16 protein-coding genes and 1 pseudogene are annotated in these 15,143 nt (G+C 55.2%); 9 read left to right on the forward strand and 8 right to left on the reverse strand.

Annotated elements, in window-relative coordinates:
* Positions 1 to 6: 6 nt before the first annotated feature.
* Complete coding sequence (tssI, locus tag DA915_RS15870; protein ID WP_107676555.1) at positions 7 to 2,274, reverse strand: type VI secretion system tip protein TssI/VgrG; 2,268 nt, start codon at positions 2,272 to 2,274, stop codon at positions 7 to 9.
* A 157-nt stretch (positions 2,275 to 2,431) separates the two neighbouring features.
* Between tssI and DA915_RS15875 the strand changes: the two genes are divergently transcribed.
* Genes DA915_RS15875 through DA915_RS15885 form a run of 3 tightly spaced genes read left to right on the forward strand, consistent with a single transcriptional unit; the run spans position 2,432 to position 4,812 of the window.
* Positions 2,432 to 3,403, forward strand: coding sequence for a hypothetical protein (locus DA915_RS15875; protein ID WP_244600745.1), 972 nt, complete (start codon positions 2,432 to 2,434; stop codon positions 3,401 to 3,403).
* Positions 3,375 to 3,890, forward strand: coding sequence for a hypothetical protein (locus DA915_RS15880; RefSeq protein ID WP_137453711.1), 516 nt, complete (start codon positions 3,375 to 3,377; stop codon positions 3,888 to 3,890). Before DA915_RS15875 ends, DA915_RS15880 begins: the two co-directional genes overlap by 29 nt.
* Before the next feature lie 55 nt (positions 3,891 to 3,945).
* Positions 3,946 to 4,812 (forward strand): protein-L-isoaspartate O-methyltransferase, encoded by an 867-nt coding sequence (locus tag DA915_RS15885; RefSeq protein ID WP_107676557.1) that lies wholly within the window; start codon positions 3,946 to 3,948, stop codon positions 4,810 to 4,812.
* 74 nt (positions 4,813 to 4,886) lie between these two features.
* Here the strand turns inward: DA915_RS15885 and DA915_RS15890 are convergent, their stop codons facing one another.
* Both DA915_RS15890 and DA915_RS15895 read right to left on the reverse strand, forming a co-directional pair.
* Positions 4,887 to 5,450 (reverse strand): hypothetical protein, encoded by a 564-nt coding sequence (locus DA915_RS15890; RefSeq protein ID WP_192886570.1) that lies wholly within the window; start codon positions 5,448 to 5,450, stop codon positions 4,887 to 4,889.
* Between the two features lie 73 nt (positions 5,451 to 5,523).
* A complete protein-coding gene (locus DA915_RS15895; RefSeq protein ID WP_153064572.1) occupies positions 5,524 to 6,192 on the reverse strand; it encodes a hypothetical protein in 669 nt (222 codons plus the stop codon).
* Between the two features lie 117 nt (positions 6,193 to 6,309).
* Between DA915_RS15895 and DA915_RS15900 the strand changes: the two genes are divergently transcribed.
* On the forward strand, positions 6,310 to 6,789 hold the full coding sequence (locus tag DA915_RS15900; RefSeq protein WP_107676559.1) for a hypothetical protein: 480 nt from the start codon (positions 6,310 to 6,312) through the stop codon (positions 6,787 to 6,789).
* 82 nt (positions 6,790 to 6,871) lie between these two features.
* Here the strand turns inward: DA915_RS15900 and DA915_RS15905 are convergent, their stop codons facing one another.
* Positions 6,872 to 8,434, reverse strand: coding sequence for a hypothetical protein (locus tag DA915_RS15905; RefSeq protein WP_107676560.1), 1,563 nt, complete (start codon positions 8,432 to 8,434; stop codon positions 6,872 to 6,874).
* 96 nt (positions 8,435 to 8,530) lie between these two features.
* Here DA915_RS15905 and DA915_RS15910 point away from each other — a divergent pair, with 96 nt between their 5' ends.
* Positions 8,531 to 9,013, forward strand: coding sequence for a hypothetical protein (locus DA915_RS15910; protein WP_107676561.1), 483 nt, complete (start codon positions 8,531 to 8,533; stop codon positions 9,011 to 9,013).
* A gap of 35 nt (positions 9,014 to 9,048) precedes the next feature.
* Here DA915_RS15910 and DA915_RS15915 read toward each other — a convergent pair whose 3' ends face one another.
* On the reverse strand, positions 9,049 to 9,627 hold the full coding sequence (locus tag DA915_RS15915) for a recombinase family protein (RefSeq protein ID WP_107676562.1): 579 nt from the start codon (positions 9,625 to 9,627) through the stop codon (positions 9,049 to 9,051).
* 171 nt (positions 9,628 to 9,798) lie between these two features.
* On the opposite strand from DA915_RS15915, the gene DA915_RS15920 reads away from it, so the two are divergent.
* The 4 genes and pseudogenes from DA915_RS15920 (at position 9,799) to DA915_RS15935 (ending at position 12,787) form a co-directional block, all read left to right on the forward strand.
* Positions 9,799 to 10,449: an AsnC family protein gene (locus DA915_RS15920; RefSeq protein ID WP_153064573.1), complete on the forward strand. Its 651-nt coding sequence runs from the start codon at positions 9,799 to 9,801 to the stop codon at positions 10,447 to 10,449.
* A gap of 277 nt (positions 10,450 to 10,726) precedes the next feature.
* Positions 10,727 to 10,894 (forward strand): annotated as a pseudogene (locus DA915_RS15925) (flagellin); the annotation flags it as partial.
* A 162-nt stretch (positions 10,895 to 11,056) separates the two neighbouring features.
* The gene (locus DA915_RS15930) at positions 11,057 to 11,419 is read left to right on the forward strand and encodes a hypothetical protein (RefSeq protein WP_107676565.1); all 363 of its coding nucleotides are present in this window, start codon (positions 11,057 to 11,059) and stop codon (positions 11,417 to 11,419) included.
* 525 nt (positions 11,420 to 11,944) lie between these two features.
* Positions 11,945 to 12,787, forward strand: a complete 843-nt coding sequence (locus tag DA915_RS15935) for a hypothetical protein (RefSeq protein WP_107676566.1) — start codon at positions 11,945 to 11,947, stop codon at positions 12,785 to 12,787.
* 145 nt (positions 12,788 to 12,932) lie between these two features.
* Here DA915_RS15935 and DA915_RS15940 read toward each other — a convergent pair whose 3' ends face one another.
* The 3 genes from DA915_RS15940 to DA915_RS15950 are packed head-to-tail and all read right to left on the reverse strand — an operon-like array spanning position 12,933 to position 15,076.
* Positions 12,933 to 13,802 carry a hypothetical protein gene (locus DA915_RS15940; RefSeq protein WP_153064574.1) on the reverse strand — a complete coding sequence of 290 codons (870 nt, stop codon included), beginning with the start codon at positions 13,800 to 13,802 and terminating at the stop codon, positions 12,933 to 12,935.
* Between the two features lie 12 nt (positions 13,803 to 13,814).
* Positions 13,815 to 14,558: a hypothetical protein gene (locus tag DA915_RS15945; RefSeq protein WP_003506635.1), complete on the reverse strand. Its 744-nt coding sequence runs from the start codon at positions 14,556 to 14,558 to the stop codon at positions 13,815 to 13,817.
* A gap of 32 nt (positions 14,559 to 14,590) precedes the next feature.
* Positions 14,591 to 15,076, reverse strand: a complete 486-nt coding sequence (locus DA915_RS15950) for a hypothetical protein (RefSeq protein WP_138983492.1) — start codon at positions 15,074 to 15,076, stop codon at positions 14,591 to 14,593.
* Positions 15,077 to 15,143 lie beyond the last annotated feature (67 nt).

The raw sequence follows: 15,143 nt of genomic DNA on the forward strand, positions 1-15,143 counted from the left end.
CCTCCGTCAGTTCAGATCGATCGGCTTGCCGCGAAGCTGAAAATGATCCGTCGCTACGAAGTTGAAGGTCTTGCCAAGAATGATGACCTCGCCATTCGCCTTCATGATGAATTTGGAATCGCCGCATTCGATGACGAACTCTTCACCGACTGCAATCTTCTTGAACTTTCCGACGCTCTCCAGCGACGTCTGGCCTACATTCGTAACCTTGCTGACCCCGATCTGTTCAGCCCGCGCCACACCGACGCTATCGGATTTGAACGTGCTGACGATCGTGTTCATGATGCCCGGCAGCGGAAATAGCCCCGAAGCATCGGAACCGACGCCCGAGCCGGAGCCGGCGAGCGCCGTACCCGCATCCGCACGCGGACTTGGACCGGAGACCACGCCCTCGCGCGAGGAAATACCGCCAGCACCAAGAAAACCGAGCGCGGAAGAGGCGAGCGTGGTGGCGAAGGCTGCGACACCCGGGCCACCGCCGCCGGCGATCTGGGCGGCCTGTGAAAGGAGACCCGCTGTCTGCCCGGAGAGCGCCTGCACACCCGCCATGGCCATCATCGCCATCGGCCCCGTGCCGCCGACAACGGTGTTCACCGAACCACCGATCTCGTGTTTCTGGTTGCCGGAAACTTCCACCGCACGGTTGCCGCCGACCGAGGCGACCTCGTGCCGGTCGATGCGTTTGGTCCGGTCGTTCAACACCCGGGTGGTCTGGTCCTTCTGGGCGTGGAAGAACTGGTTCTCCTTGCCGGCCTCATCCTCGAAGGTGATTTCGTTGAAACCGTCGCCCTTGTGACTGTTGGAGCGAAGCACCATGCGCGTCTTGTTGGCGGGCAGATCGTAGGGCACGGAATTGGCGGGATTGTTGACCACGCCTATGACCAGCGGTTTGTCCGGGTCACCATCGACAAAGGCCACCATCACTTCCATGCCGATGCGCGGGATAACCTGCGCACCCCATGTACCGCCGCCCCATGCCTGACTGACCCGCACCCAGCACGTATCCGTCCCATCCTTCTTCGCCTTGCGGTCCCACGGGAACCACAGCTTGATGCGGCCATATTGGTCAGGGTGGATTTCTTCGCCTTCAGGGCCGGCGACGATCGCCACCTGCGTGCCTTCGATGCGAGGCCTTCTGGTGGCCCGGTGCGGCGTCAGCGGCACACGAGCCGGGATCGCTTCGAAGTGATTGCGATATTCCGGCTCGTTGCTGTTTGTCTCATAGGAGAGATCAACAATGCTATGGCTTGCCCTAATGATCACATGCTCTTCATAGGCATGCTCTGGATGGGCAACCTCGAAAGGCGTGAAACGGCGGCCGGCCTCCAGAATGCGCGTGGTCGACGAACCGAACACCCGGTCGTGATCGGCCTCGATGGACTGGGTTCTGAGTTTCTGCGCCCGCTCGGCCTCTTCCACCGTCTTGATGCGGGCCGGATATTCGTAAAGCTCGCGCTTCGTCGCATCCGGCATCTGCACCAGCGATGGCGTCATCGTGCCCGGCACCATGCCCGGCGTCTCGAAATTCCAGTCTGCGCCCGCGCGCTGGCCCGAGACATAGGAGAAACGCCGCGCCCAGTCGTTGATGTGGTTGCGATCCGACGAGCCCTGCGCCAGACGCACTGTCCCCTCACCCTGCGCGGCCGGCGACGGCCCAAGCCAGCCGCTGGCGCTATCGGCCACATGCAGCTTGTGGGAACCATCCTCGTGGCTGAACCAGTAGAACAGGCCGTCCTCTTCGAAACGGCGGGTGAGATAGTCGAGATCGGTCTCGTTAAACTGTACGCTGTAGTGCTGTGCAGGCGGCGGCGAGATGATGCCTGACGTATCTGGTGCGGGAATACCGTGTTCGGAAAACAGCGTCTCGACGATCTCGACCGCCGTCTTGTCCATCCAGATGCGGCAATCGGAACGGCGTGACAGAAGCCACATTTGCGGGCGGATCGTCAGCGCATAGGAGCGCATGCCGCGTGTGATAGGCGGGCCTTCATGCAGCTCCGTCACCAGGCCGTTGAACGGGCGGCGGATGCCGCTGCCTTCGTCGCCATCACCTTGCTCGATCTCGACCGAGACATCGACAAGCCGGCCGATCAACTCTTCCGGCTTGACCGCGTCCTTCTTGGCCCGCACGTTCAGGTGAATCTCGAAAAGCCGCGAAACACCCTCGTCAACCGCAAGTCGTTCCGGCAGAAGCTGGTCTTCCCCTAACGGAGACTTGACCTTGAGCACACGGCTTGCCTGAACGAAATCGGAAGAAGAAGACTGATCATTCATGGCAAACCTCGATGGAAGATCGGAAAAAAATCAATCAACTGCCAAAATCTCGACAGAATGCAATCAAACATTGTGGCGAAACCATGGACTCAACATGAATTCTGCAACCCGGATAGGGCAAAATACTACCCATGAAATTTGACAGGAGGGGGTGGACGTGCCGGTTGGAGCAAGGCCGAAACAGACAAAACACGACGCCGACCACTATGGCTTGCGTCGAGAAGAAGCCGCCGGGGCACACCGCGGTGCTGGCTGGTGGGTAAGCCTAAGGCGGCGCGGCCACAGGATCGTCAGGCTGTTCAAGGACAGTGTCTACGGGTCGGGCGATGCCGCCTATCGTCAGGCACGCGCCTACCGCGATGCCATTATCCTTGCAATTCCGCCTGCCACCAATCACGAGCAGGCCGTACTTCTGCGTAAGAACAATCGGAGCGGAATTTCCGGCGTGAGGCGCGTTGATACGGCTGACGGGGATGTCTGGCAGGCAACGCTGATGACGAGTGAGGGACAGAAAAGAGAAAACTTCTCCGTCGCCAAACTGGGCGAGGAGGCGGCAAAGTCGATGGCGATAACGCAGCGCCGCAAATGGTTGAAGGCGCTGCCAGTAACCCATCTCGCCTATGCCCATCACGCTGCCGAAGTGGCGCGGCATCGTTTTGGCGAAGAGCTTGTGCCTTTGGACGACGTTATGCCCGAGTCGCGTCTTGGCGACGCGGAAATCGAAGCACGCATCGGGGCGATCAATGAACGGTTTGATGCGGCGCGCCCGAAGCGGCTGCGGGTCCGGGTGAAAAGCTATTCGACGGACAGGGTGTCCATCGCTGTTTCCGATGCGGGTAGTCCTGCGCGGAAAAAGCTTATGCACCTCAATACGAGAGGCGGGGCCGGGGTCGAAATCATCGAAGCCATCAAAGGTGTCATGAAAGAAGCGGTCGCGACCGTCTACGATCAAAATATCTGGCTTTGGTTCAGCTCGGAGCATGTAAACGAACTGCTCGACCCGCAGACCTTTGATATCGACCAAGGTTTCAACGTCCTGGTTATCGTGCCCGAGGAGCGGTTACGATCACATGCGGAACAACGAACGGAAGCGATCGATTATGCGCGGCACGAAGAGCAAACCATATAGATGCAAAATCGAAAAGCAGCACTGGCGGCCCACTGTCATGGCATCGTTTGCTCTTCCGCTCCTGATATCAGTCTCGATGGCAGCGGAACCCTCCGATCACGACAAGGCCAGATTACAGAAAGCCGTCCTCGGCTGCTTTATGGTTCCTGCCGGCGCGACAACCTCCGCCATCATCGAAGCACATTTCGAAGATGGGAAACTGAAAGGCGTGCCGAAAGTCGTGTCGAAAGGAGATGGGCCACTCAATGAGGCATTCGCACAAGCGGGTGTTCGTGCGATCCTGAAATGCGAAGCAAAGATCGCCGTCCTTCCAATCGATGGCGACGTACGCTTCAACTTCACGGCTGAGACAGCAGGGACAGGCGTAGCCCCTGATACCCCGAAAGAGGTCGCGCCAAAGAAACTTTCCCCCGGGCAACAGCCGGCCCACGAGAAGGAAGCGAAAAAGATCGAAAACTTCCTGAACGAACGCCGAATATCGGATTGAAGGCAAATTCCGATTGGTTTGTCAGATATTTTCTACATCGACAGGAGACCAGCTCATGGCAAATGAACGAGCCAGCATCGAAGAAATACGCGGGTTTTACGCGCGGTTGATGGTAGAAGCGAGCAGGTCGTCCAACCCGCGGCTCGAAAGGGCTTTCGAGGTCGTCCCCCGCGAAGCTTTCTTCCCGCCTGGTCCCTGGAAAGTCATGATCAACCTCCGGTATTTCGATACGCCGAGTGCTGATCCCGTTTACCTCTACCATAACGTCCTGGTGGCGCTTGATGCAGACAAAGGAATCAACAACGGGGAGCCTTCGCTTCATGCGGCCTGGCTCGGAGCAGTTGCACCGCAACGCGGAGAAGCGGTCACGCATATCGGTGCGGGAACGGGATACTACTCAGCGATCCTGTCGATGCTCGTGTTGCCAACAGGTACAGTAACAGCCTTCGAAATCGACAAGAGCTTGGCTGAAAAAGCTCGACTTAATCTTGAACCCTTCGAGGGAGTAAGCGTGATCAACGCTGACGCGACCCAAAAGCGGCTCCCTAAATCCGATGTGATCTATGTGAATGCTGGAGTGGCAGCACCTCCAATTGACTGGCTACGAGCACTCAAGCCCGGCGGTCGGATGATCTTTCCGTGGCGACCAAGCGAGGAAGTTGCCCTGACGCTGCTGGTTCGGGCCGACAGCGGCGGCTTCAGTGCCAAACCGTTGATGCCGGCATGGTTTATTCCATGCGTGGGCGCTTCAAGAGAGGTTGCTCCTTCCAGAGTGCCGGCCAATTTCGACGAGGCGCGGACTATACGGTCTATCTGGAGAAAGGCTGACCGCTTCCCCGACCAAAGTGCAATTGCCATCTATCCGGACGTCTGGTTTTCCTCAGAACCCACTACGCCCACAGCAATCGAGTCAGGCAAGTGACACGCGCGACACCTTTTCCGTCTATTTTTCTGCTCGGTAACGACGTAAAATATGCTTCGGGTGTTCCCATTATCTCATCGATTTGAGTTGATATTGATAACGGCGGAAGAACCGACCTGAGCAAAAGAATAATCGACCGCACCTCGTTTCCACCAGGCTGTCGTACTTTCGATCGCGTCATTCTTGTCCAGATTATCCGGTGCACCAAGCTTCTCCGATAACGCATCCAGGAAACCGGCAGGTCTTGGTGTGGAATATGCGCATGCTTTGTGTCCGTTCGGACCAATGGCAATCCAAAAAGACAATGACTCGGCTCCGCCTGCCTTCTCTTGCCGCCAGCCCACAAGGTCCACCGAACCGCCATTATAGGCGACGAAACTACGACGCCATTCCTCTGTTTCCGCATCAGTCAGCCGCGGCCAGCCAAGTTCGTCACCCTTGATCATCGCGGTCTGCACGGTGGGCGCTTCACAGATAGTGAGAAGACGCTCCGCCGTCATGTCCGCCGGCATCGCCGTGGCCATCCCGAAACTCAAAAATGCAGCGCAGAAGCTGCCAATGGTCAATATCTCAAGATGCCGAAGCGGACTTGCTCGCTCTGCGCTCCTCATTTTCTTCTCCGGTTCGTCATCGTCCATGGGATCAGACCGCCGCGTCCGAAAGTAAACGTTGCGGGATGGATGCAGCCAGTTGAGGATCATGCCCCGGCGTTCATACCGGGCGCAACAGGCTTCCTGTCGTTCGCAAACGCTCTTCCAGTAATTCCACAAGCTGCTCCTCGCGAATACGACCCTGCCCCAAGCCGAGCTTCATGGTCAACTCGCGCCAACCATATGTCGGCCGTACCTGGGGTGCGCCATAGGCATCAGCGAACCGTGCAAGAGCGACTGCATACCCATAACCGTATTCCATCTCGACCGAGCCGCCGACAGATACCCAGATATCGGCACCGATAAAAATCGGCGTCCTGAAATCGCCACCGACAACCATCGACGAGTCTTCCCTGGACGCGAAAACCCACTCCCTGACGACGGCATCTCCGGTGACGAAGACAATGCTGGCCCAGTCATTGTCGATGCTGCCGCAGTTCAGATCGCCAAAGACAACGAGGGTAACATGGCCATCGCCCCCTTCGATGCGTGTTGAGACTTTGCCGCTGACATGCAGGTTTCCGTCGATCACAGTGATCCATGAAGACGGGACGAAATCCCCGTCAATCGTGAGATCGCCGCGATGAATGCACGCGTCCGCAGTTTCGTTTTGGGGGCCTCCGGGAACCAGCTGAAACCTCAACAGGGCCTCGGTCACGGCGGGGTCGGGAAGCTTCCTCGACCTCTGGGTCACAAATTCCTGCCACTCTGCTGACGTTACGCTGTTCAAGGGCACCCACTCTCCTCTTTTCGCCGAATATGCCTGAACGGCAGCATGCCACTCGCTTTGACCCGCAGCGGACCCTAGAAGGCTGATGTAAACATGTCCAGCAGAGGTGGTTTGTGCATGAACGGCTTCCTGGAACACCTCTATGGAAGCGGACTGTTCGGAGAGGGAATGATGCCGAAAAGACTTCTAGCAATTTTGCGCCTGTTGTCGGTCGTCATCGCGCTCCTTGGCGCGGCAGATACGCCCGCTTTCACAGAATCTCGTTACGTCGCCGCAGGCACAACGGACCAGCCTGCCTATTTGGGTAAGGTCGAAGGAGTCCTTATCTTCGAGGGGCGAACTGGCGAAGGGCCGATGAAGGACGCATGGTTCGCCTTCACGCTCGCGAACGCCGCTCGCATCAGGATCGCGGTAGACCAACCAGATGTCACATTCGATCTGCGCGTGGTTGGCAGTTGGGGCGTCGATGGCGTTCTGATCAGTACCGCCCTCTCCCATGAACCCAGCATCGAGTACGAAGTGGATGCGGGAACGTACCTGTTGCGTACCTATGCGGACACCCCCTCAAGCTACACCGCCACGCTGAAGGCAAACTGACATATACCGTCGACCCGCCACTGACATCGTCAGCGGCGGGAACGACCAGAGGGGACCATCCGTGCTTATGGATAAACGACTATCAGACCAGGAACATACCGCCGTTTAAACTCGAAGCGTCAAAATTTTCAAGAACAACGCCCGCGTACCATACGTCGTACCCATCTTCTGGATTGTCGGTGTAGCTTGTCAGAGCAAAACGCACGACGGCGTTATTTCCCTGCTGCCAACTTAATTTTTCAAATTGCACCAGGGTATCAATCACAGCCTGATACGAACCGTCAGGAACATCCAATCTGGCTTCGGCGAGGTCAAAAAATTGCGAGAAATCGAGCTTATCACCTTCTCCCGGATTAAAGTCCTTCACTACGGCGTAGTTAAAATATTCGGGAGCATTAAAGTCGTACTCGTCCATATGCACGAAGAAGGCTGGAAACCAGCCAATCGTAGGTGAATTGAGATACGATTCAATTTTGAAAATATCCGCTCCAGCGCCACCCGTCGCCGTATCCAGCCGATCATTAAAAACGAAGGTGTCTTCACCACCTTCGCCATCGAAGTGATTTTCTTCACCTTGTACGCCGCGGAAACTGTCAGCAAATTTACTGCCAACAATTAGCGATATGCCGTTATACACGTCACCTTCGGCATCGCCCGTATTTTGTGACATATCGTCGAGGTTGATGTTTACGGATGCCGAGGCGATATAAGAAACGGTATCATAACCACCTGCCCCATCGTAAATGTCAGCACCCTCGCCTCCGATGAACAAGTCATCAGCTGAGGTGCCAGTAATTACATCGTCTCCGTCCCCTCCAATCATCACAACACCGTTTTGGTAATAGCTGTACCAGAATGGATTATCAGGAACCGTCAGTATATCGTCTTCGGCGCTGCCATAGACTACGGGCTTATCATTATAGAGAAAGGCGGTAATCCCATCTTGGAACGCTTCAGTTGCCAATGATGTCATTGCAGATGGAAGGTCCAATATACTCGGACTGTTGGCCTGCCACGCCGCCACATTTCCCAAATCCGCTAAATAGTCGCTCTCAGTGTAGGTCGTAGCAGCCTGCCCCGGTCCCGTAAAATTGATGTTGACCGTCCGACCGATGGTCGAGGGATCAATCACAGATTCAAGATATATGTTGCCCAATATCGTGAGAGGGTTGCTGGACACAAAATCGAAATTCTCCTGAACAGCTTCATTCGGGACTATTCGATAATTTTCAATGGTGCGAGTGCCGTCAGCGGCGACGCGGAAAACAACATCGTCATCCAGCTTGAAGGCCTGTGATCCAAAAATAAAAGTACGCTCTGCCCAATCATTTGTGGCGTCAGCGTATTCGTATGCCTGGAAATTTATCCCATAGGAGGACAACCCGAGTATTCCGGCCAATTGCGCCTTACTGTATATACCTTCAGCTAAAGTATTGCCCGAATTGAAAAATGCTTGCACGAGGGCCGACTGTGCTCCCGTTGCAAACCGGCCGGCACCTGTTGTCATAAATTGTGCAGTGTCCAAATCTACAGTTTCGCCCACTTCATTGGAGCGATTGGACCATGTGTTTTGGAGGAGGTCGCTCGGCGTGCCTGTTTGGCCGAAGAGATAAAGATTGAGTACGCTTGATGTCACTGGAAGCATTTCTACACTCCTTGTGGTGCAATCATCAATAAGTAAACACTAATACAACTATATGGTGATTTTATCTCTGTCAAACGTTAGATGCGAGGTCGCCCCATGAAGCCTGGAACTGTCACATCATACGAATTGAAATGGGCTTTCGCCTTATGCGCAGTGCCCGTTGCAATCTGCTTATGGGTTGCGATTAGTGTCGAGAATTCCGCCGCGTTCTGGCAAACAACCGCCGTCCCAGTTCTCGGATATGCAATCATATCGTTTGCCGGTATCGGCCCCCTCATATCAGTGATTGCGATTTGGGGACGCAACCCCATCATCCAATCGGTCTTCATCGCCTACTACATCGTTCTTCTCGGGGTTGCAGACCTCCAACCGAAGCCATTGGAAGACGCTTCATTCGGCGATCAATTCGTCAATGTTTTTCGAGCGGCTTATTACGGCTTGCTGGTTCTCTTTTTGTTGGCTCTCCTCGTAGTTATCGTAAGAAGGAGGAGAGATAGGAGCGCGATGAAGTCGATCGTTCTCGCTGTGTTTATTGTCCTATCATCTGCGCTCGCGCTCGCATTGCCACAGGTTCTTTAATCCCGGAGGATTTGGGCAGGCGGACCAACTCAGCTTCACGCCAACCGGCGTATCCCCCGGACGACCGTCCGAGGATGAACGTTGTACTTTCGAGCGACTTCCCGAACGGATGCGCCGGCATTCAGAACAGCACTGATTTCCCTGCATTGTCCCTCGGTAAGCGCAGGACGCCGCCCGGGCAATTTACCTCGTGCTCTCGCAGCCGCAATGCCGGCGATGGTTCGCTCTCGGATCAGCGACTTCTCGAATTCGGCAAGCGCGGCGAGGATATGGAATATCAACTGACCGCCCGCCGACGACGTATCTATGCTTTCAGTCAGGGACACGAAGCCGACTCCACGGCGTTTCAGAGTTTCGACCATGGAAATCAGATGGGTGATCGACCTTCCGAGACGATCAAGCCTCCAGACGACCAGAATATCGCCGCGTCGAAGCGCCTTCAGCATCGAAGTCAGGCCGCCTCTTTGCTGGAGGCTTCCTGAGACGCCGTGGTCTTCGAATATACGTTCGCACCCCGCCAGACGTAGTGCGTTTCTCTGTAAATCAAGATGCTGGTCAACTGTTGAAACGCGCGCGTAACCGATCCTTGTCATGTCGCCGATGAAGCCTTCCATTTCACACATTCCAGATCACGACTTGACAGAAACGAACGGTTTCGCGGGAGGGGCATCCAGTCTCTCGTTCAAGTCTTGAATTTAACAATGAGAGGCAATTACGCGTAGAACGACAGCCTCAGGTCCGTCGTGACAAAACCGTTCGTTTCTGTCCGCTTTGACGGACATCAATTGAAGCCTAATGTCTCATTTTCCGATCTCGTGAGGCGACTCACGGACGCGTGGCTGGAAAGCTCGAGCCAATCGGTCTCTTCAGACGTAATCTGCCGTTCCGTGAAAGACCTCCTCAAAGTCAACATGGCGTTAATCGTCGTTGACATGGCGAGAGCACCGCCCGACTGGTACATGGATTTCGTCCAACAATATGGGATTCCAACGAGTCTGGTAGACGCCAAAGGTCTCCAAGCGGCCGGTAGCCTCCGTGACGTTTCGAGGGGTCTCGAGCGACACATTATTGAAGCCTGCGAAAAGGCGGTCGGAGACGGGCGACCGATTACTGGAAGGATCGATCGAGTATTTCAGGATACGAGGGTTGTCGCCAGCGGCATCGTCGTACCCGATCCGTCGGCAAAAAAGACGTGGTGTGTCATTCTCGGTGAGGTCCACTCCATCTCAGCCGTCGTGCAAGACGTTCGTTTCGACGACATTGATCTGTCAATTATCCAGCTACTGCGAGAAGGGCTGTCCGCGCGCGAGGTCGGCCACATTATCGAACTCTCCCCACGAACCGTGGAGCACCGCATTGAGAGGATGAAGGCGCGTGCTGGCGTAAAATCGATAGTTCCACTATTGATCGTCAAAAACCTAGACTCGGCTTCGTAGGTTTCACTCAACTGGGAAGCCCACAATTCCGTATCCGGGACGGTGCAGGCTAAGAGCACCCAGTTCGCCTTGCCTGCCTTGTCGTTGGCGCGGGAAATGGCGAGGTTCAACACCTCGACAGGCTTGCCGCCCTGATCGACCATCAGTGGCTGGGCGATTTCGCAGGATGCTTTTTGTGGCACCTTATGGTCCGTTCCAGCCGCAACGACGCAACGCAATGTCCAGTCGTCGAAGCGTTGCGTACGAACCTCCGTGGACGGTCGTTTTGCTGTAACCTGGAGCTGTACGAACCCGCATCGACTTGCGAAAAGGCTTTGTATCCCGCCTGTCGGATTCAATCGACAGAAGCATCGGACGTCTTGTCGACGCAGACATGGATGAGGCGTCCACCAAGCTCAACGCGTTGCAGGCGCAGCCGCAGAATGCGTTAACGTTGTTTCAGTAAATCAACAAAAATAGAACCACAGGGTGTGGCGACAGATTTCATTTCTGCTACAGCGCGAAATGGCGGCGTCGCAAAACAGGGGAACGTCGACCGAATCCTCTCGCCTACTAGAAAGGTGTTGGAGGCAAAGTTTTCTATCAATTGGAGAGGCAATTACCGAAGATGAATTTCTTGCGTCGCATTTTTGGCGGAGTGCAGCCGTCCTACCTCATTCGATCCTATCTGATGGGTGTCGTCGTGTTTGCCCTGATGATGAGCATGCTGAGCGTTGAGGCTCAAACCGGGTCACCTGTCGCGTTGGTCATATTTTCATTGGCGAGTACGTTGCTTTTTCCTTTCTCCAAGTTGGTTTGGGATGAACTCCGCAACCTCGCCCTCGGGAACAACATTCTTTTTATGAATGCGATCGTCCTGTTCATGCTCAAGTTGCTTGTAAACCTCCTCCTCTGGGCGTGCGCAATTGTCATCGCGCCAATTGGCATTCTGTATCTGTGGTTCCGGACTCGACAGCCGACCGCCGGTTGACGAAGAGGGATTGCCGTAGCTACCAGCTAACGGCGACCGGCCGAGTCAGATGAGGGCAGCTCATAGTGGGTTGCAGTCACGTGGCTGGCGACAGACGTAATCAGACGCATCCGTAGTTGCCGCTGTTGGCGGTTTCGACGATATGACGTGACGATCGGTCCACATCCTTGGCGACGAGAATCACACCCTCGTCGTCGGAAATAGATCGGTAATGGTGATCATCGTCGCCATCTAGGCCTTGAATAACTGTGAGCGTAGAGGCTACCCGGACGATAGCGACCTGAAATGAGCGCAGAGGTTTGCGGCGCAAAGCACCGACAGTCGAATGAGATAAGGATTTTAAATAGGAGATAGAATGATGTGCCCAGAATTGGGCGGGGGTACATACGTTTCCGCAGCACCCCCAAAAGTTTGTTTAGACTCTTCCGGCGTCCCGTAACCGAGCTTCGCTTCATCGAAATGTCGCCGCCGACCGAGTGACTGTGATAATAGTGTCCGATACGCGTGTGTCAATACCGAGGCCCAATGTCTACGCCTAATCATCAAGCCGCAATTCTGGAATTGCTGGGCAAATATTTCAAGAAAACCCTTCAATCTCACCAGTACCAACCGATTTTGACGGATTTGAGAAGATGCCACCCTGAGCTTCTCAGGGACTGCCTCGTTGAGGCCGTCGAGGCTACCGACAAGGACCCTGCAGTCTCGCAAGAGGAGCCTAGCCGCGCAGCACTTATGAGAATCTACAACCGAAAAACCAAAGAAATGGCCGCAATGTTTCCGTTTCTTATGGCAACCGAGGGAGCACTTCGGGGCCAACTTGCCTGTGAGATGTATCGCATTTTCGGGACCGACCAATGGTGGTTGCCTTATTGTGCAGCTCTTAACTCGGGAAAAGAATTCAAAGACGTTGCCGACATCAACGGGGTCCCTGTTCCAGGCAGCAAATTCTCGAACTCCGTCGGTAAGATAATCATGTCGATCAACGCCAAAGAGGGGAAAAATGCTTCGACGATAACTTGCGGATTGGAGTTCTTGAGCGAAGCGACGTTCGGCCAGCTCAGATACTTAGGCGAACATTCCTGGGCTCAAATCATGCAGGTATTCCGAGGAAAAAAGGGAGATATTCCTCAAATCGTCAAGCAGGATTTCATCAATCTGACGAAGGAAATCCTAGATATGAGGAATAGCCTCTATCATCATCGACCAATCTCAAACCAGCAGAAGTGCGTTGAGGCCTGCGAACGGTTGCTCGATCATTTCGATCACCATCTGGGGGCATTTGATCACGCGATATCTCAAGCGATCTATGTTAGGCCGGAATTTAAGGTTGATAGAAAGCCGCGGCACGACATCGTTGTAGCAGATTAGTCTGCTGCCGATCTTCGGTTCGCTGGGCTTGGCGGACTACCGCGGCGACGTGTCGCCGTATTGAGAAGATGAAGGCGCGTGCAAGGTCAAACTCGATAGTTCCACTGTTAACCATGAGAAGGTGACGGCCGCATCTCGTGACGGATCAGTCGCCCCAACTGACAAACTTGAGGGTGGAATTACTGTTCATTTTGTAGTCGACAACCTTGCACCCGTTTTTCTCCCGCACAGGCGCAGCCCCTTTTAAAACAAGGGTGTGCCATCCTTGCTGATGGCCAGAAACCCTATACTGAGCAGGATCGCAGCCCTCCTTGAAGACATAAGCGGTTCCACGGATCACAGCATTATCGTTGTACGGGTCCCAAGGCGAGTTGGCTTTGAATAGTAAAGCACCTGGTTTGACGGTGCCCGCGATCGACTTTTGGGGATCGCGATAGATGATGGTTCCCTTACTGGGTGACACGATCACCACCGATCCGTTGTGGTCGAAGACTTCACGGTTGTCGACCGACGTCTGCGCGTCCGAGGTGAAGTATTGATCGGTCGGTTGAGGGCCGCAGGTCGGCAACATCGTGCCGGATGAATAGAGGCGACCGTCCTTTTGACGCGTCAGATAGAAATAGTAGTTGCCGTGAGGGTCTTGAGCCACAGGACCACCGAACCCCTTATCGTAGACCGCATCAACCGACCAGGCGCACGTTGCGCCCTTGCCCTCGATTGAGAAGGTGACCTGCACCACCGTTCTCGATTTCATGTCATCGATATCGAGGTGGCAGGTTTGGTCATTGCCGCAGTCCCGTGACCAGCGCCCCCGGAACTCTTCACGACTAGCGGCCCTGTCCGCAGCGGCGGTCGAAGCCAAGATCGACAGCAGAAAGATAGATGTGATGACGGTCGATTGCATGCGGCGAACTCCTGTAATCTTGACGATACCGACCACCGTGGAAAGGCGGTCGGCACTCGTGTCGCGCGGCATGGGCGGCAGGCGACCGCGCAAATCATGACGTGGTTTCAAGTGTGGGCTCTGTCAGAGCTTGGGTGCGGGAGCGGCGCTACTCGTGTTCTTCGCCCTCGCAGCATCTATCCTTTTTCGGGCATCCTGGTTGTCGACGTCGAAATCACGGACGAGATCAAGGTGGTTCATCATACCCATGTCGAGTTCAGTTGCGAGACCGGTCTCGGACCCGCGGACTGAAAACTCAATGTACAAGCCGCAGAAGGCCGCGCTCTTTTTGGCTTTTCCCGCGGTATGGTCATCCAGTCCTACTGGGAAGTCATTCGTCCCGATACAGCCGAGCGATGACTTGATTTTCTCAGCAGGCGCATCGGCAGATGTGAATTTCCAAGCCGCCCAGATGCTGTTCCCGTCTTTGTTCGCATATGACGGTTCGCCGTATTTTTCCACGGCTGCTGCATAGACCGCGTCCGTGGAGGGACGTTCCGATGGCCTGAATTTCAGTTCACGACGAACAGCGAAGAGTTTGTTGCCGCTTCCGGGCCCCGTGAAGGCAAACTGCATGCGTTCGTGTTCCATGTCGTCAGGACGGCTCAGGTCATTGTACAAGGTCCGTCCGTTCGCAACCCACTCAGTGCCTTCCGGAAGCTTCCATTTCGAGAAGCTGTATTGGCCGTCTGGACGCAGTTCCTGATACCTGGCGACAACCTGATCGGCATTCATGCCGAGCGCCATTCCGTTAATGTCGAATTCTGCGGCATGGGAAGCCGCCGTCGCCGCACTTAAAAGCAGGGCCGATAAAATGATGTTTTTCATTTGATGCTCCAGAAGAAACGCGGATTTCGCGATTATCGACGACCAGTCCAGGCCTGCCACACGCTGCCGAGTACGAGCAGTCCAAGTGCAACGCTACCGCTGCCCAGTGACAGTCCGCCAGACATCGAAAACTGACGCGCGGCCGCTGAGCCCAGCATCTGCGACATTTGCCTATTCGCGTTAGTCATCTCATCCATGCCATTCAGCAGCGTTGCGATGACGTAGATCGCGCTCCCTACGGCGACCGCCGGAGCTGCAATCTCGACGACCCGTTGATATGGTCGCAATTGCGGTGCCAGTCGGCTGCCGATACCAGCGAAAAAGGCCAACGGCAGGAGGTATGCGACGCCGCCAAGAAGATGAGGCGAAGGAAGCGCCAGGCCGCCACTGAAACCCATGACCTTGAGATTGGCGATCGGAAGTGAAATTGTCGCAACCGAGAGCGCAGCCAGTACTGCCGAAATTACGACTTTGTTCCTGTCCACGGACGGAATCGGGTTTTCATGCGTATGTGTCAAAACCAGCCCCTTGTAGATAATACGATGGGGCCGAAATCGCCCCGTCGCGGACAATCGGGGAGCCGTC

The organism is Agrobacterium sp. LAD9 (assembly GCF_003031125.1).
Classification (GTDB): domain Bacteria; phylum Pseudomonadota; class Alphaproteobacteria; order Rhizobiales; family Rhizobiaceae; genus Agrobacterium; species Agrobacterium radiobacter.